The sequence below is a fragment of the Nitrospina gracilis 3/211 genome (genome assembly GCF_000341545.2).
GTDB lineage: Bacteria > Nitrospinota > Nitrospinia > Nitrospinales > Nitrospinaceae > Nitrospina > Nitrospina gracilis.
On the sequence record NZ_HG422173.1, the window covers coordinates 2,649,387 to 2,666,962 of the forward strand.

Below are 17,576 nucleotides of genomic sequence, written 5' to 3' on the forward strand. Positions count from 1 at the left end.
TCAAACTGCTGGAAGACGTGGAGGTGCACGGCTTCGTCTCATCTTCTTACAGTTACAATTTCAACCGTCCCCTGACCAATACCAACTGCGGCGTGGCCCCGCTCACCGCTTGCGTCCGCATATTCGATCAGGACGACAACAGCTTCAAACTGGACAATACGGAACTGGTGTTCCTGAAACAGGCCGATGATAAAGGCGACATCGGATTCCGATTCGACCTCACCTTCGGTTTCAGCCTGCCGGAGGGCGCCCAGCGGCTGCGGAGCTCGCCCACCTCCGGAGCCAATGTTAGGGGACTTGCAACCGGCGACGACGATTTTGACCTCCAGCAATCTTATGTCACCTGGAACGCCCCCGTCGGCTCGGGATTGAAAATTGATTTCGGCAAGTTCGTGACCCATGTCGGAGCCGAAGTGTTTGACGGTTACGATGGCTGGAACACGAACTTTTCCCGGACGTTTGTATTCGGTTGGGGCATTCCGTTCACGCACACCGGCATCCGGGCCTCCTACGACATCAATGAAAAGTGGAGCGTGATGTTCATGATCGCCAACAACTGGGAGGAAGCGGGCACCACGGACAACAACTCCGAAAAGTCCTTCGGCGCGCAGATCGGCTACCTGCCGTTTGAGAATGTGAGCATTCTGTTCAACTACATGGGTGGCAACCAGGGGACCCTGGGCACCGACAGGGGTAACGACAACTGGCGTAATATTTTCGATACCGTCATCGACATCGGAATCACCAACCAGTTGGCCTTGCAGTTGAACGCGGATTACGGATCGGAGCAGAACTCGGGTCCCGGTGCCGGCACCGCCACATGGTGGGGGGTTGCCGGAATCGTACGTTATGACTTCAACAAGTGGTTTTCCCTCAACGTGCGTTCCGCCTGGTTCCGGGATCAGGACGGTTTCCGTCTCGGTGCGGTCAACAACAGCCTGCGCGAGTTCACCATCACTCCGGAATTCCGCGTCCTGCAGAACATGATCATTCGCGTGGAATACCGCCATGACGAGTCGAACCTGAGCGTGTTCGAAACCCAGTCGGGTACCGGAACCCGACACCAGGATACAGTTGCCTTCAACACCCTGATTCACTTTTGACGCAAGTTGAACTTCTCACAGCATATCTGGCCCCGGGTGAAACCCGGGGCTTTTTTTTTGCGGTATCCCGGACACGAGGGCTCTGCACCCGGTAAAGAACTTTAATCTGCCGCGGGGAGCGGATAAAATACGGCAAGACCAACCAACCGGGGCCGACTTCTGTTGCTGACCGATACCCAGAACTTCATCGTTTACCTCATGTTCCTTAGCGGCCTGCTTTTTTTGGGGTTGAACTTCATCGCGCATTCGATGGTGTTCCCCGGCGGCAAGGGATCGAAACGCATGGGGTACATGCTGATCGTCGCGGTGATCCTTGCCCTGGTGGTGACCCAGCAGTACCGTCTGCTGGTGGCTCTGGAGTTTTCCGCTTCCCTGGCCCGGCAGATCATCCTGGGTGGATTTGCCGTCCCGGTCTTCCTTTTATCGCTGGTGTATTACCGCATCCAGCGTTTCCGTTCAGAAAAGAAACAGGACTGATTCATGCAGATTATCGATTACCGCAGTGACACCCTCACCCAACCCACCGACGCCATGCGGCAGGCCATGGCGAATGCCAAGGTGGGGGACGACGTTTTCGACGAAGATCCCACCGTGCACCGGCTGCAGGAACTGGCGGCGGAAAAAACGGGTAAGGAAGCCGCCCTGTTCGTACCGAGCGGCACCATGGGTAACCTGGTCAGCCTCCTCACCCACTGCCAGCGCGGCGACGAAATCATCCTCGGCCGGCGCAGCCACATTTTCATCAACGAAGTCGGAGGCCTTTCCGCTCTCGGCGGAATCCACCCCCACCCCGTGGCCAACCGGGACGACGGAACTCTCGATATGGGGGAGGTCAAAGCCGCCATTCGCAAGGATGACGTGCATTATCCACCAACGCGCCTGATCTGCCTGGAAAACACGCACAATTACTGCGGAGGCTACCCCCTTACGGTCGAGTACATGCAGGAAGTACGGTCACTTGCGGACCAAAACGACCTGAAAATCCACCTGGATGGAGCCCGTTTGTTCAATGCTGCGGTGGCGCTTGGGGTCGAACCCGTTGCCCTCACCCGGGACGCGGATTCCATCATGCTCAGCCTGTCGAAAGGATTGTCCGCACCAGCGGGTTCCCTCATATGCGGCCCTGCGGACTGGGTAGCCCGCGCCCGCAAGTGGCGAAAAATGGTGGGGGGGGGAATGAGGCAGGTGGGAATCCTTGCGGCTGCCGGCCTGGAAGCCCTGAACCACCATCCGAAACGACTTATAGAAGACCACAACAATGCCAGGGAACTGGCACAGGGCCTTCACAAGACCCCGGGTATCCAAATCAACTGTGACCGGGTCTACACAAACATCCTGTTTTTTCGCCTTCAGCATCCGGACATGGGTGCAGAAGCTTTGGAGCGTTTGCTCGATGACAAGGGGGTCCGCGTCCTGCACATGGGTGACAGCTGGTTCCGGGCGGTCCTGCACCGTCATATCACTAATGGCATGGTAAAAACCACCCTGGACATACTGCGCGAAATTTTAAAATAGACCTGTCAGCAGGAAAACTTTGACAGGGGGTGGGGAACTCTCTAAAATTTAGGTTTTTAACGTATAAAGGTAAGGAAACCGAATGGACGAAATTCTTGTTTTGGAAAAAAAAGCCTTGGATGTGGTGAAAAGCCGGTACCTGCTATGCATCCTGGTGGCCCAACGGATTCATCAATTGGAAAAAGGGGCCCAACCTACGATTGAAGTGAAGGAAGCTGAATACGACAGCCCCAAAAGTTTCTATGAATTGTCTCTGCGGGAAATCATCGAAGGCAACATGGACCTCGAACAGATCAGCGCCTGAACCGCCTCGTCCCCTCCCCAATTTTTAATCCAGAAAGAAGCACCCCCGGCTCAGCCGCACCATCCCGGCTTTTACAATAATTCAGACAATAAAAAAAGGCCCGCCTTTCGGCGGGCCTTTCTGGTTTTGCGTCGTTAAAGGGAATTAATTTGCTTTCCCTTCAGCGTGCATCTGGCGGGTCCGTTTGGTCATCCGCACCAGCCAAAGCTGGAAGCCGAAGAAAACGGCAGCCATGATAGGCGGCAGCCAGATGCGCTCTGCGGGCAGAGGCGGTTCGAGAATGGTGTAAGCCCAAGTCGAAATCGCCATGTGCTCGTCATGCTCTTTATCCCGTCCTGCCCACTGCATGAAGGAAATCGGGATAAAAGATTTGGTCGGGATCTGAACATCCGTTTGATCGGGATTTTCAGTGGTCAACGACCGTTTGAACATGATTTTCACTCGGCCCTGATGGAACTTGGAGTTGACAATTTCCACACCACCGGGGGTTTCTTTTTCCGACACATCTTCGAAACCATGACCAACCAGCTCGACGACGCTGATGTCAAGATCGTAACCGTCGGGGTTGGGTGCATTGGTGGGGGAATAGTTTTTAGGAAGGAATTTGGCCTTCCAGATGTCAACCGGCTTTTTGGAATCGCCGTAGATGAAATACGGTTTTTCCGCGCCGAAGAGCTCCTCGAGTTTGCCCGGCCATTGAATGGCCACGGCTTCCGGATACTCAGGATCGTCGCCCAGAAACCGCTGATGGTACTCAACCAGGTAGTACACAGCCTGTTCCTCGGCACTCCACCGCGACATAACCCAAAGGTTGTCCACCTTCGGGTCGAAGTTGCGCTTACCCCGGGTGATCTGACCAGCCAGGGCGATGTAATGCCATTTCTGGTCGCCTTCATATCCTTCCGGGCGATTCACAATCCTCGGATCGTGCTCCGGAGCCTGCCACATGGGATCGTTGAAATCCGTAGAGACAGGACCTTCGGTGTACTTGGAACCGATGAGGAAGTCGTTGACAGGCTTGTTGGTCAACGCATCGATTTTCTTCCGCGGACACAGGGAGTTGACGAAAGCAGCCAGCTTCCAGCGGTCTTCCACCGTGATCTGATCCTTGAAGTTCGGCATCGGGGTTCCATTCAACCCAGTGGAAACCGTGCGAACAACGTGGAAAGGATTGTAGGGATCGCGGCGGCTGCCACGGAAGTTCCAGCATTGCGTCCAGTCAGCTGCCACGATCGGGAATCCCCAGTCATCCTTCATGGTGGGGTTACCATCACCGCGGCCTTCGCCACCGTGACACTCCCAACATTTGTTTTTCTGGAAGATTTCCTTACCGGCATCGATGGCTTCCTGCGGAACACCCATATAGTAAGGTTCTTTTACACTCCACGGCATGGTCCCGAAGTCCTGAACTGCCAGTTCTTCAAAATCACCGCTGAAGTCACGATCCTGAACCAGTGTCTTGACAAACTGGACAACGGATACGATTTCTTCATTGCTGAGAACTTCACCCCAAGGCGGCATGGCCGACCCGGGCAGGCCGTTTTTAACGGTTTTGATCAGGTTTTCATCCAACGGCAACTCACCTGAGTCCGTGGTCCGGATCTTGAAAGTACCCTGGATGAAGTTACGCGGGCGGGTGAACAGGCGGTCCGCCGAGGGACCGTCACCGCCACCTTCCACCCCATGGCACCAGACACACCGCTTGAAATAAACCTTCTTACCGAGTTCCAGCTTGTCTTCCTGGACCGGATCCGGCTTGCGGTAGTCTTGAGCAAAAAGGATGGAAGGCACGCTCAGGACGGCCAATGTAACTGCCGTCACCAGCCAGCGCCTAACGATCTTTTTGGAAATGCTCATCATGTTTTCCTCGTTCATGAAAGATATTTAAAACCTTGAATTTTCAATTCATTGAATGAACGGTTACTCTCCACCCTTAACCGAAGATTCGTCGTCAAACGTACGCGGATGCCACCCTGTGTACCAGTACTCAAACAGAATGACTTTCCACATTTCTTCAGTTTTGAGGTGTTCCTCCCAAGGCGGCATCGCCGAGGACCACGGAGTGGATTCGTTCGGCAAACCAGGTCCGCCCTTTGCAACACGCCAGAACAGGAACGATTCGCGCAACATGGCGATGGTTCCCGGGTCGACGAAGTTGGCGGGAGTGGGGTTAAAAACATGGGAGAACATTCCCAAGCCGTTCAATTGATCACCGTGGCAGTAGTGGCAGTTTTCGAAAAATACCGTACCACCTTCGGTTACATACTTCATGTACTCCTGCTTGTCAGCATCGAGGAAAGGAAAACTGTCCTTATAGTTATCCTGCTCATCGATACGGAAGGGGTTGGTCAAACCTTCCAGAGCATAGGTTTTACCATGGACCCGGGTGGTGGCGGGCGGTGCCGGATGGACCGTCCGCAACTCTACCGGCTCCTGGAACTTAGGCAGAAGGCCGTCGTAAGTGGCAAAACCAACAAGCAGGGGCAGTGCCGTGAAGGCAATCAACCTGGCAATCTTGAAACCCTTGGTTTCAGCCAGGATGGTGTGAACAATCGGCTGACGGAATTCCGTAAACGTTTTCGGATCCTGCGAAATATAAAGAAACGTACCGATCGTCCACAACATCATGTAGGTGATCAGCAACGTCCACGGGATCGGCGGATACAGAATGAATTTGTAAAAATACAAACCCGCAAGCCAAACGACAGCTGCGTTCATAAACATCGGCGGCTTCAGCTTTAAAATGAGGTTGAAGGCCACAAAGTAAAGCATGAGGATGCCGAAGCCGGAGTACCGGTTCTGGATGATGTAATGGAACCAGCCGGATTCCCCGGATTTAAACCAGGGCAACAGGGCAAAGTGAAACACTGCCCAGCCCACGGCGTATAAAACCAAACCTATTACTACGTTTCTAACACCTTGATTCATTGAAATCCTCCCGATTTCCTCCAGGATTAACCTTCAGGTTCCGTGTTGGCGATGAAGTCCACCAACTTATCGAGAGCCTGGACCGACAGCTTTTGACCGAAATCCTGGGGCATGACGCCATCGGGATACGGCTCGCCGGCTTCCTCATTAAATACGACATACGCACTTGGGTTGAGGATTGACTCTTTGGTGTACTCATGAGCTGTCTTGGCTTTCCCCTTGTAGTTCGGGTCTTTCAAACGTTTCGGGGTATTCACCTTTTCGTACAGAGGCGGTCCCAACTCACCCACAGCACCCGGAATTCCCGGAATCTTGTGGCAGAGCGGGCAACCCAGCGTATTGATGATCTCCTCAATTGGCTCGTTACCGGTCACAAAGACAGGCCGCTCCCCATCATCACCGCCCGACTCTTCTTCTTGAGCGGCATTATCCTCAGGTGAAGGCAAGGGAACCGTAACCTTTGCAAAGTCTCCGGGCGTGTCCTTGGCCTGCATCCAGGCCACAACCGCATTCAACTCAATGCGGCTCAAGCTGATCGGCGGCTTGTGGATGATCGGCATCGGGCTGACTGTGTCGCCCGCCTTACCAAACCCTTCAACCACGTAACAGGACGGGCACATCAGAGACTCGCGCAGGTAATCCTCACCGGAGAGCTCATAGGGGCCACTGCGGCGGTATTCTTCAGGAATCTCTTCAGGCTTGCCCTTGATGATTCCGGAAGCCTGATCCTTTTCACCGACCTTAATCGGAGAGTTCAGATAACGGTCTTCCTTGACTCGCGAATGACTTCGCTCCTCAACCCCGAACAAGTTCGGGCAACGACCCATATGGTCACCCGGATCGAAGCTGTGGCACAGGGGACACTGGCCTTTACCAATGGCTTTCTGGCCGGCCACCTGCTTTGCACCAAAAACAATCACGCGACCCAGCTCGGCGAATTCTTCCATGGTCATCTCACCGGTCAGCTCGATACCCCCCTTGGGCGGAGGATCACTGCGCTGCTGCGGCAACCAGTTGGTGTAACCCGCAAGCAGAATGGAAACGACCGCGAAAAAATAGCCGGCCCGAATCAGAGGCTCGGACTGGCTTTCGATATCTTCGCTTTTAAAGAAATATCCCCAAACCAGGAGCAGGAGCAGAACCACCGGCAACTGTCTGAAGAAAAAGAAAAACATCTGGTCGCGCTGAACCAGAGTGAACATATGGACGGTCATCACAAAGATAACCACCAAAAACGCGCCAAACACCACGCCCCACTTCGTCGTATTCACTTCCTCTTTCGCCCGGCAGATCTGGACGATGGAATTGAACACATACAGAGCGAAGATGGTGCACATCATTGTGAGAAAAGACCACAAAATATCGTGCTGCTCTGGAAGCATCCCTTTCTCCTCTCCTCGGCTAATACAAGACTAAAAACTTAAGTTAAATTCCAAACAAGCCGCCAGCCAGGAGGCTGGCGGCTCATCTATTTCTTACTGTTGCTGTTGAGCAGGTACCGGAACCCCTTCGGGAACCTCAGCGGCCTTCTTCTTACCAGCCAAGCCACCTACCCAGAAAACAACCACGAACTGCACCCAGACAAACAGGGCGTTGAACGTGAGGATTTTACCCGCTTCACCAATGGTCAGGGTGTAAGCATCCACCGAGTTATCACGCAGAACCTCGGTGACATGCCAGAACAACCGAACCGCCGAGCGGATATAACCCATGAGGCCCATCAGCCAGGTAAAGGAGATCGCCATCAGGAGAATGGCGTAGGTGCCCACTTTCGACTGGGTACCCCACTCAATCTCACCAAACGACTCCGCATCCTTGAACATGGAGATATTGATGGCCGTGCCAACGAACAGAGTCGTCAAGGTGGTGGTTACCTGTGGAACGGAAAGACCCACGCGCTGGTTGGCGGGCAGGAAGTAACCGTATACACCGAGGAACACGATGTTGATGGCAGCGCCGATGAAAATGGCGGTCAGCCAACAGTTCCCGATGGTCGCCCAGGGCACCACGATCCTCTTATTAGACCGTTGATACAACAGGAAACAAAGAACCGTACAGGTGATCATCAGGTTCACCGCGGTGTTCTTGGCAGACATAACACCAAAGTGACCGACAATCGGATGCTGCGCGCCACCCATCGCTTTCAGCTCAGCCGGCGTCATAACGATGGTGTGCGGGGTCATCCACGCCGTGAAGCAGAGGATCAACAGCAGAACCATGTACTTGCAGTACTTCATGTAACGATGCGACCCCTTAACGCGGGACATCGAGTTATGCAGGTAGGAGTTCGCACCGAAGAAAAGCAGACCGATCATAACGGCCTGAATGATGAACAGCCATGCCATGATGCCGCCCATCAGGGTGATGCCCATCTGCTGACGGAATGCATACACCTCTTTCATCAGCCAGTACCCCGCGAAAGGCAGCGGGATCAGACCGAAGATGGCGATGAACATGGCGATGTAACACACCCAGTCGTAATGGGCTTTTTCTTCGGGGGTTTTTGCTTTCAGGTAATGATACGCGGCATAAGCACCAACGATACCACCACCGAAAACGATATTACCCAGGATGCGATGCACGCCAACCGGATTCCACAGGGTGGAGTGAATGGCATGCCAGATGTTACCCAGAAAGCGTCCCTGCTCGTCGATACCGCCCGGCGCCTGCATGAAGGTCGCCCAGCTGTTCGCGAGGTACATCAAAATCGTACCGATGAGGTTCAGCAGAACCGACAGGGAAACATGGATCCATTTCAGGAACGGGTCCTGGCTCATCTTGTCCCAGCCATAGTAGTAGACATAGAGAACGCCGGACTCCGCCAGAAACATCAGCGCGTAAACGTGCATGACGGGCCGGAAGATGCTGGCCATGTACTTGAAGAATCCGGGGAACAGGGTGATGAAGGAGAACAGCAGAATACCACCGAGGATCGCCGTCCAGGAATACGCAGTCAGCGAAACCTTCATCAGGTCGTGAGCCAGCCGGTCATACTTGGCAGAAAGGACCGGATCGTTTTCCTTGGTACGAATACCAATGAACTCGATGAGCATACAAAAAATCGGAACCGCCAACACGAAGCTACCGAAATACAGGTGCTGCTGGTTGGCAATCCAGATCAGGATGCGGCTGGGAACAAAAGAATAACTGTCATAGTCATTCGGCCCCAACTCAGGAGCAGGCGCGCCGCTTACCGGACCTTTGAGCGGATTCCCCTCCCAGTCCTTGTAAAACACGTCCTGACTCCACTCAACTTCCGGCGCACCTGAGCCCTCTTCACCGGCGGCCTCTTCGTCAGCCAATACTTCCTTGGCGAACGCTTCCTCAGCAAAAACCTGCTCAGCAAACGCCTCCTTGGCCTGGGCCTGATCAACAAATACCGCGGGAAGAGCAAACAAGGTGAACGCCAGAACCAGTGCCAGGGACAGCACTTTGGAATTTCTAGCCTCTGCGTTGAACATCGTCTAACCTCCTTAAGGAAAGATCCGGTATCCTAAAAGAAAAACAATAACTTGGATAATACTTCTATATTCAAAAACTTCTTCAAAATTCCTTTATTTTCGGGCACGTTCGGCTCCTGTAACTACGACAGATTCCGCCAACCACCAGACGTTCACAGGATGCATTTCTGAAGCCTTTTTCACGCCATCCAGTCACTACCGCCTGCCTAAGTGCTTGTTTTCAATAACCTTTGTATAATAAGGCCTTATGGCAAATAAGGGCACTTGGACATAATAAGACGCCGATTTTTAACATGGCTCATTAGGGTTGTCAAGAAAATTCTAGCATTTTGTTTTTAAGGGTTTCCGGGGATTAAACCCCTTATGAAATCCGGATTTTCACAGCCCTGGAATGGGCCTCCAGAGCTTCCATTTCAGCCAGTACGCTACAGGCCCGCCCCACCCGGTCCAATTCCTCCTTATTATAAGAAATCAGGCTCGTGCGTTTTATGAAGTCATATACGCCTAAAGGCGACGAAAAGCGGGCGGTTCCGCTGGTCGGAAGCACGTGGTTGGGGCCCGCCAGGTAATCCCCGATGGCTTCCGGGGTGTAATGGCCCATGAACACGGCCCCGGCGTTTCGGATGCGTTTCACCATCTCATGGGGATTGTCCACCGCCAGTTCCAGATGTTCGGGGGCCACCCGGTTGGCGAGGTCCACCGCCTCGTCCAGCGTGCGGGTCACGATCAGCTGGCATTTGTTTTCAAGCGACGCATCCACAATGCCTTTGCGGCCCAATTCCGCCTTCTGACGGTTGATTTCCTCGCGCGTGGCCTCAGCCAGCGCCTCGGACGGCGTCACCAGAATCGGCACGGCGTCTTCGTCGTGCTCTGCCTGCGACAGCAGGTCGGCGGCGATGAAATCGGCGCGTGCAGTGTCGTCCGCCAAAACCAGGATCTCGCTCGGCCCGGCGATCATGTCGATGTCGACCAGCCCGAACACCAGCCGCTTCGCGAGGGCAACATAAATATTACCCGGACCGACAATTTTATCGACGCGCGGAATCGTGGCGGTTCCCAGTGCCAATGCCGCCACCGCCTGGGCCCCGCCCACCTTGTAAATTTCGTCGACACCCGCGATGTCCGCGGCCACGAGACAGTGCGGGCTCACTTCTCCGCGCGGTGTGGGGCTGACCATGACAATACGTTCGACCCCTGCCACGCGTGCGGGAATCACATTCATCAACACGGAAGACGGATACGATGCCTTCCCTCCGGGTACGTACACACCCACCGTCTCCAGCGGCCGGATCATCTGCCCCAGGTACACTTCGCCTTCCTTGTATTCCCAAGAATGCTGAACCTGCTTCTGGTGGTAGCGTTCGATGTTGTCCGCCGCGAGCTTCAGCGCTTCCAGTTCTTCGAGCTTGACGGCATCGTAGGCCTGCTGAACTTCTTCTTTCGTGGCACGCAGGTCCTCTACGCTGTATTCAGTATGATCGAACTGGTTGGTCAGCGCGACCACGGCGGCATCGCCCTCTTTCTTCACACGTTCAATGATGTCGCGCACGGCTTCGTCCTGGGTGGAAAAGTCCACGTCGCAACGGTTCACGAGACGCTCGATTTCTTCCCGGTAATCGGGATCGGAAAATTTCAGTAACCTCATACGGCAGATTCCCAGTTCAGATTCAATTGTTGAAGAAAGCGCAATGTGTCGGTGTGTCCCTCAAGCCCGGTATGCTGAAGGTATTCAAGGTGTGTTTTGAGAAACCGCAGATCTTCAGGACGATCGACATCATACCACACGGGCAGGAGCAACAATGTGTTGCGGGCCTGCTTCACCCGCTCCAGCGTAGCGGTCAGCACGTGTTCGGATCCCCACTCGACCCCCTCGAACACGTCGGTCACTTTGCGGTGCATGCCGATCAGGTAATAACCGCCGTCGGTACACGGGCCCAGTGTCATGTCCCGACCGGTGTCGAGCGCCTGCCTGATATACGACACGGGCAGAGTCGGGCTGTCGGACCCGATGATCACCACCGTCTCGTAACCCTCGGCGAACCTCTGGTCAAACGCGTTCCGCATGCGTGCGCCCAGGTGCTCCCCTTCCTGTTCGAACAGGCGCACCTGACCCGATTTTTCCACCGTGTCGAAAAACCCGGACCGGTGAGCAGGATGAATGCCAACGAACCGGTCCACCCCTTCCACGGCACACACGTTGCGCAGACTGTCTTCCAGGATATGGCAATACAACCGGTAGGTGGTGTCGGTGTCCAGCCAGGACTGAAGGCGGGTTTTCACCTTTCCCGGCTGCGGATCCCTGGCGAAAAGAATGACTGCCTGTTTTCCGGAAACTCCCACTTCTCAAGGCCTTTCGGAACTGACAAAAGAATTGACTCCCCCCAGCAATGCCCATAGACTTGGAAACCATTGAAACGCAACACAAATTGGACTTGCTGATGGAATTTGAAATCGCGGTATTGTACTGGATCAAGCAGAATTTGCAATTTTCGACCTTGGACTCTTTCGTTGTCGCTGTGAATGACAAACGGGTCTATCTGCTTCCCGGTCTGGTTGCCGCGGGCGCCCTGATTTATCTCAAAAAAACAAATGGCCTGTATTATTTATTGACGACGGCGGTGGCGGTCCTGCTCACCGATTTTCTGGTTCATGAGGTGCTGAAACCCATATTCGCCCGCACCCGGCCCTGCCACGACCTGGAATTTTTGAGACCGTTGATCTACTGCTCCAATTCGTATTCGTTTCCCTCGTCGCAGGCGGCCAACCTGTTCGCCTTCGCCACCATCACTGCCTGCTATTTCCGCCGCGCCGCGGTGCCGGTGTTCCTGTTCGCACTGGGCGGATGCATCAGCAAACTGTATCAAGGGGTGCATTATCCGGCCGACGTGGTGGCCGGAATGATTGTGGGAACAGTCATGGCTTTTTCCATTTACAAATTCGCGCCGAAAAACTGGAACCTGGCCGCGGAGGTCCTGCCCCTCAACGGACCGGGCTGGAACATCCGGCGCATCCTGCTCGTGCGCCTGAGTTCCCTGGGCGACGTGGTGCACACCCTGCCTGCCCTCCGCACGCTGCGCCAGACGTTTCCCAACGCACACATCACCTGGGTGGTGGAGGAAAAGTTTTCGGATGTCCTGGACGGCAACCCGGACCTGGATGAGGTGCTGGTGGTGCGCACCCGCGAATGGAGAAAGAACCTCACCCCCGCGACCCTGAGGGAAATGCGATCCTTTTACCGCGAACTGCGCGGTCGTAATTTCGATCTCGCCATCGACATCCAGGGGCTCATTAAAACCGGGGTGCTGGCCGCGCTTTCCGGCGCGCCGCTCCGCGTCGGCTTCGACCGCACCGACTGCCGCGAGCAGTGGAACGCATTGTTCACCAACATCAAGGTTCCGGCGGTGGGACGCACCATCCACGTCGTCGAAAAAAATCTGTCGATGATCCGCGCACTCGGTGCTCGGGACCTGTCGCAGGAGTTCGTGGTGCGGATTCCTGAAGCCGCCCAGGATCAGGCTCAGGAATTTTTCGACCGGAATCCGGACCTGGGCACGCGGCCGGTGGTGGTGCTCCATTCCGGGGTCGGTTACAAGACCAAACAGTGGGACCTCGATCGCTTTGCCCAATTGGGCGATCGAATTCACAACGAGCTGGATGCCAATATCCTGCTCACCTGGGGCCCCGGGGAAAAAGACAAGGTGGACCGCCTGGCCTCGCACATGAAACAACCGCACTGGGTGGCGCCGCCCAGCAGTCTGCACCAGAGCATGGCCCTGTTCGACCGCGCCAGCCTGTTCGTCGGGGGCGACACGGGAACCCTGCATCTGTGCGTGGCGCTGGGGATTCCCACTGTGTCCTTGTTTGGACCCACCGATCCTGTTTATAATGGACCCTACGGCTCACTTCACAAGGTGATCGTCAAAAAACTGCATTGCAGCTTCTGCTACAAGCGAACGTGCCCCACCCATAACGAATGCATGGAAGGCATATCGGTTGACGAAGTCTTCGAAACGGTGCGTGCCTGCATGAACGGCCGTTCCCATCCGGAACCATCCCGGAGTCAGAACGGAATTCAAGTTGACTGAACCCGGATAACTCATGGCTTTTGACAAAGAACTACTCGATTTCCTCGTCTGCCCTCAGTGCAAGGGAGACCTGCGCCTGTCCGAAAATGACGACGGCCTGCTGTGCGCCACCTGCAAACTGAAATATCCCATCCGCGACGGCATTCCCATCATGCTCATGAACGAGGCGGAGGACACCAGCAAGGCGGACGACCCCCAAACAGCAAACTGACCCATTTCAATATATAAACCCAAAAAGGAATTTCATGGCACACGCGGAAGAAAGCAAAACCGGCATCAAAGGACTGGTGTTCGAGGAACCCCCGGTATTCGAACTGGGTTCCCCCGGACGGAGGGCCTATTCCCTGCCATCCAGCACCATCCCGGAAGTGGAACTGCAAACTCTCCTGCCGCCGGAGGAACTCCGCGATCCCATTGATCACCTGCCCGAGTTGTCGGAACTCGACGTGGTGCGCCACTACACGCGTCTGTCTCAGTGGAATTTCAGCATCGACAGCGCGTTCTATCCGCTCGGCTCGTGCACCATGAAATACAACCCGAAAATCAACGAAGACATGGCCCGCCTGCCGGGATTCGCGCAGAACCATCCCTATGCACCGGAACCCCTGTCCCAGGGAAGCCTGCGGCTCCTGCACGAGCTTCAGGAGTTTTTGCAGGAAGTCAGCGGCATGGATGCGGTCAGCCTGCAACCGGCCGCCGGCGCCCATGGCGAGATGACCGGCATGCTCACCATCCGTGCCTACCACCAGGCCACAGGCAAACAGCGGAGCAAGGTGCTGATGCCCGACTCGGCGCACGGCACCAATCCTGCCAGTTGCACGCTGTGCGGCTACGACGTCGTCCACATCCCATCCAACGCCGAGGGGTTGATCGACATCGACAAACTGCGCAACCTGATGGACGAGGACACCGCCGCCATCATGCTGACCAATCCCAACACGCTGGGCATGTTCGAAAAGGATATTCTTGAAATCACCGAGATCGTGCACGGCAAGGGCGGTCTCGTCTATTGCGACGGCGCGAACCTGAACGCGCTGATGGGCGTCTGCAAAATCGCCACCATGGGCGTGGACGTGCTCCACTTCAACCTGCACAAAACCTTTTCCACCCCGCACGGCGGAGGCGGACCGGGCGCCGGACCCGTCGGCGTCAAAAAGATTCTCGAACCGTACCTGCCCGTACCGCGCATCGTGAACGACAACGGACAGTTTTCACTCGACTACGACCGGCCGGAAAGCGTCGGTAAGGTGCGTGCTTTCTACGGCAATTTCGGCATCCTCCTCCGTGCGTATGTTTACATCCGCACGCTTGGACCCGACGGCCTGCGCCAGGCCTGCGAGTCGGCGGTGTTGAACGCCAATTACATCAAAGCGCGGCTCAGGGACACCTATTTCCTGCCCTACCCCGGACCCAGCCTGCACGAGTGCGTGTTCAACGACAAGAACCAGCTCAAGCAGAACGTGAAGACGATGGACATCGCCAAGGCACTCATCGACAAGGGATTCCACCCGCCGACGGTGTACTTCCCGCTGATCGTCAAGGGCGCGCTCATGGTGGAGCCGACCGAGACCGAATCCAAAGAGACGCTCGATGAGTTCATTCAGGCGATGAAAGAGATTGCAAAACAGGCGGAGAACGACGCCGAAAGTTTCCACGACGCGCCGTATCTCTCCAAGGTGTCGCGCCCGGACGAAGCCCGCGCCGCGCGCCATCCCAAACTGCGCTGGAAACCAACGTCCTGATACGGAACGCTTTCCCTCCCGGCTTCATTATTGAATTTCGCCCTCTTGCTATATAATGCCTGAAGCAGGCGGGATCCTTTTTTCAGGGGGCGCTCATGAACGACACCACGCATCTGTCGCAGGTGGTCGAAGACGGCACCGCCGTCCTGACCCTCCACCACCCCCCGGTGAACGCCCTCAGCCGTTCGGTGCTCGACGAACTCGCCTGCCGGATCCAGCACCTCGCAGGCGACATCGACATCTGCACCGTGGTGATCCACAGCGCCCTGCCCAAATTCTTTTCCGCGGGGGCGAACATCCGCGAACTCGCCGCCATCCGCAACTCCAATGAGGGACGTGCCTACGCCGAGCGCGGCCAGGCGGTCCTGCACCAGATCGAGCACCTGCCGAAACCCGTCATCGCCGCCATCGACGGCGTCTGTCTGGGAGGCGGACTGGAGCTGGCGCTGGCCTGTCCCCTGCGCATCGCCACCACCGCAACGCGGCTTGGCCTGCCGGAGGTGAACCTTGGCCTGCTTCCCGGTTTCGGCGGCACGGTGCGCCTGTCGCGCATCCTGGGCGTCACGCAGGCCATTAACATGATTCTCCTGGCAAAGGAAATCGACGGCGCGGAGGCGTCGCGTCTCGGCATCGTGCACCAGGTGGTGAAACCCGGTGCAGCGCTGGAGACGGCGCTTGAACTGGCTCGTCAGATGCAGGGGAAAAGCAAGGGGTCGGTGAACGCCATCCTCGCCACCCTGCTCCCCCGCGACGACGAACTGGAAAAACACGCGTTTGAAAAAGAAGCGCGCCTGTTTGGTGCGAGATTCGATACGGAAGATGCGAAGGAAGGCATTCGCGCGTTCCTGGAAAAACGTGTGCCCAAGTTCACCGGAAGGTGAGAATCAACCGATCCACCCCCGCACCACCCACACCATCCAGACCGTCACCAGCCCCGCTCCCAGCAGGTTGAGGAAGAACCCGACCCTGGCCATTTTGGGAATCGTCACCCAGCCGCTTCCGAACACGATGGCGTTGGGCGGCGTTGCCACCGGCATCATGAACGCGAACGACGCCGACAGCGTGACCGGGATCAGGAGAAGCAGAGGATGGTACGGCATGGCCACTGCGGCACCGGCAATGACGGGCAGGATCATGGTCGCCGTCGCGGTGTTGGAGGTGAACTCGGTGAGAAACGTGATGCCGAGGCACAAAACGAGAACCAGGCCCCAGAGAGAAAGCATCCCGTTGCCCGCTGCGATGCGCTCGCCGATCCACAGGTCGAGCCCCGTTTCACGGAAACCCGCTGCCAGCGCAAACCCGCCGCCGAACAACAGCAGGATGCCCCACGGCACGCCCTCCTGCACGGTTTTCCAGTCGAGCGCAAAGAACTCGCGACGCTCGCCCAGCATCATGCCGCCGGGATAACCAATGGGTACAATCATGAGAACCAGTCCCATCAGGATCGCCACGGTCGCATCATGAAGATAAAACGACCAGGGAAAGGCCTCCGACCAGCCGGGAATACTCAGCCCGCCCACGGCAATGGGCTTGCGGAAGATCCACAGGAAAGCCGTCGTCACAAACACCACGCCGACAAACTTTTCCGCACGGCTCATGGGTCCGAGCGATTCCATTTCGCGGTCGATCACGCTCTGGGTACCGTCTTCCACCTGAAATTGAAACAGGGAAACGCCCGTCGCAAAACGGCACAGGTACAGCCACACCAGCGGCAGGAAAACGATGACCACTGGCAGGGCGTAGCCCATCCAGCCAGTGAAGGTGATGTCGGGTTCCTCAGGGAAGCTGTTCTTGTAAAACCCGGCGAAAACAATGTTGGGCGGTGTACCGATGAGCGTCCCCACTCCGCCGATACTCGCGGCGTACGCCAGTCCCAGCATGAGCACCAGCCCGAACTGCTTTTCAACGACCGCGGGATCGACCGCGTCGCCGTTGTTCGCCCGTGTCTGCACGGCAATCTGTTGCACCACCGCCATGCCGACGGGGAGCATCATCATCGTCGTCGCGGTATTGGAAATCCACATGGAAAGAAATGCGGTGGCCACCATGAAGCCGAGCACGATCCGGCTGGGGCTGCCGCCGATGGCACGAATGATGACGAGTGCGATGCGCTTGTGCAGGTTCCAGCGCTCCATCGCCAGCGCGATCATGAATCCACCCATGAACAGGAACACGAGGTGGTTGGCGTAATGAGGGGCGACGTCCTTGCTGGGCAGAATGCCGAGCAGGGGATAGAGCACGAGAGGAATGAGCGCCGTGGCGGGGATGGGAATGGCCTCGCCAATCCACAGGACGGCCATGAGGAACGTCACCGCAACCATTTTCTGCGCGTCGGCACTCAGCCCTGCAAGCGGCGGACTCACCACCAGCAGGCCGAACAGGAACAGGCCGCCTGCCATCAATGCCAGTTTTTTGTCGGATCAGGAATTTTTCCGTAA

Annotated in this window: 15 protein-coding genes; 8 read left to right on the forward strand and 7 right to left on the reverse strand. The window is 56.2% G+C overall.

Features of this window, described 5'->3' with window-relative positions:
* The 4 genes from TX82_RS12690 to TX82_RS12705 form a co-directional block, all read left to right on the forward strand.
* The coding region (locus tag TX82_RS12690; RefSeq protein ID WP_042251263.1) for a porin at positions 1 to 1,103 on the forward strand (1,103 nt) is incomplete at its 5' end.
* A gap of 162 nt (positions 1,104 to 1,265) precedes the next feature.
* Positions 1,266 to 1,580 (forward strand): hypothetical protein, encoded by a 315-nt coding sequence (locus TX82_RS12695; protein ID WP_005011466.1) that lies wholly within the window; start codon positions 1,266 to 1,268, stop codon positions 1,578 to 1,580.
* A 3-nt stretch (positions 1,581 to 1,583) separates the two neighbouring features.
* Positions 1,584 to 2,618 (forward strand): low-specificity L-threonine aldolase, encoded by a 1,035-nt coding sequence (gene ltaE, locus TX82_RS12700; RefSeq protein ID WP_005011469.1) that lies wholly within the window; start codon positions 1,584 to 1,586, stop codon positions 2,616 to 2,618.
* A gap of 82 nt (positions 2,619 to 2,700) precedes the next feature.
* Positions 2,701 to 2,922 carry a DNA-directed RNA polymerase subunit omega gene (locus TX82_RS12705; protein ID WP_005011471.1) on the forward strand — a complete coding sequence of 74 codons (222 nt, stop codon included), beginning with the start codon at positions 2,701 to 2,703 and terminating at the stop codon, positions 2,920 to 2,922.
* 144 nt (positions 2,923 to 3,066) lie between these two features.
* On the opposite strand, the gene TX82_RS12710 is transcribed toward TX82_RS12705, so the two are convergent.
* The 6 genes from TX82_RS12710 to TX82_RS12735 form a co-directional block, all read right to left on the reverse strand.
* Positions 3,067 to 4,782: a c-type cytochrome gene (locus tag TX82_RS12710; RefSeq protein ID WP_244875038.1), complete on the reverse strand. Its 1,716-nt coding sequence runs from the start codon at positions 4,780 to 4,782 to the stop codon at positions 3,067 to 3,069.
* 60 nt (positions 4,783 to 4,842) lie between these two features.
* Positions 4,843 to 5,850: a c-type cytochrome gene (locus TX82_RS12715; protein WP_005011474.1), complete on the reverse strand. Its 1,008-nt coding sequence runs from the start codon at positions 5,848 to 5,850 to the stop codon at positions 4,843 to 4,845.
* A gap of 26 nt (positions 5,851 to 5,876) precedes the next feature.
* The gene (locus TX82_RS12720) at positions 5,877 to 7,232 is read right to left on the reverse strand and encodes a cytochrome c family protein (protein WP_005011476.1); all 1,356 of its coding nucleotides are present in this window, start codon (positions 7,230 to 7,232) and stop codon (positions 5,877 to 5,879) included.
* A gap of 93 nt (positions 7,233 to 7,325) precedes the next feature.
* A complete protein-coding gene (locus tag TX82_RS12725) occupies positions 7,326 to 9,311 on the reverse strand; it encodes a cytochrome ubiquinol oxidase subunit I (protein WP_005011477.1) in 1,986 nt (661 codons plus the stop codon).
* 361 nt (positions 9,312 to 9,672) lie between these two features.
* Entirely contained in the window at positions 9,673 to 10,956 is a 1,284-nt protein-coding gene (hisD, locus tag TX82_RS12730) for a histidinol dehydrogenase (RefSeq protein ID WP_005011479.1), read from the reverse strand.
* A complete protein-coding gene (locus tag TX82_RS12735; RefSeq protein ID WP_005011481.1) occupies positions 10,953 to 11,651 on the reverse strand; it encodes a TIGR04282 family arsenosugar biosynthesis glycosyltransferase in 699 nt (232 codons plus the stop codon). Before TX82_RS12735 ends, hisD begins: the two co-directional genes overlap by 4 nt.
* Positions 11,652 to 11,749: 98 nt before the next feature.
* On the opposite strand from TX82_RS12735, the gene waaC reads away from it, so the two are divergent.
* From waaC to TX82_RS12755, 4 genes are all read left to right on the forward strand, one after another.
* On the forward strand, positions 11,750 to 13,396 hold the full coding sequence (waaC, locus tag TX82_RS12740) for a lipopolysaccharide heptosyltransferase I (protein ID WP_187291972.1): 1,647 nt from the start codon (positions 11,750 to 11,752) through the stop codon (positions 13,394 to 13,396).
* Positions 13,397 to 13,409: 13 nt separating this feature from the next.
* A complete protein-coding gene (locus TX82_RS12745) occupies positions 13,410 to 13,607 on the forward strand; it encodes a Trm112 family protein (RefSeq protein ID WP_005011485.1) in 198 nt (65 codons plus the stop codon).
* A 34-nt stretch (positions 13,608 to 13,641) separates the two neighbouring features.
* Positions 13,642 to 15,138, forward strand: a complete 1,497-nt coding sequence (gene gcvPB, locus TX82_RS12750) for an aminomethyl-transferring glycine dehydrogenase subunit GcvPB (protein WP_005011489.1) — start codon at positions 13,642 to 13,644, stop codon at positions 15,136 to 15,138.
* 95 nt (positions 15,139 to 15,233) lie between these two features.
* Complete coding sequence (locus TX82_RS12755) at positions 15,234 to 16,019, forward strand: enoyl-CoA hydratase-related protein (protein ID WP_005011491.1); 786 nt, start codon at positions 15,234 to 15,236, stop codon at positions 16,017 to 16,019.
* A gap of 3 nt (positions 16,020 to 16,022) precedes the next feature.
* On the opposite strand, the gene TX82_RS12760 is transcribed toward TX82_RS12755, so the two are convergent.
* Positions 16,023 to 17,537, reverse strand: a complete 1,515-nt coding sequence (locus TX82_RS12760; protein ID WP_005011492.1) for an SLC13 family permease — start codon at positions 17,535 to 17,537, stop codon at positions 16,023 to 16,025.
* Positions 17,538 to 17,576: the final 39 nt, after the last annotated feature.